Here is a 278-nt window from a genome sequence, read left to right as displayed (position 1 = left end):
ACGCGATCCCGCCGCCCATCTGCTCGTTCCAGCCGGTCTTGATGTCCTCCCATAACGTCTGTACCGCTGATTTGTACTTCGGCTCGCCGGTTGCTTGATACGCCCGCAGCCAGGCAAGCGCCATCCATTCCATATCGTCGTACAGCTCGTTGGGCCAGACGCCGCCGTTCCGCGCCAGAATGCCTTCATGGAAATCCCGCAGCCGCTTCGCATATCGCTGATCCCCGGTGCGCACGAGTCCGTCAACCAGCACATCAACCGCATGGGCCATCCACCAA

1 protein-coding gene is annotated in these 278 nt (G+C 61.2%); it reads right to left on the bottom strand.

Annotated elements, in window-relative coordinates:
* Window positions 1–278, bottom strand: a 278-nt coding sequence (locus ACSNOG_RS33250) for a glycoside hydrolase family 76 protein (protein ID WP_436756395.1), incomplete at both ends; no start/stop codon positions are given.

The organism is Streptomyces sp. URMC 124, assembly GCF_051386455.1.
Classification (GTDB): domain Bacteria; phylum Actinomycetota; class Actinomycetes; order Streptomycetales; family Streptomycetaceae; genus Streptomyces.
Note: the sequence above shows the minus strand (reverse complement) of the source record. Positions and strands in the feature narration are given on the sequence as shown.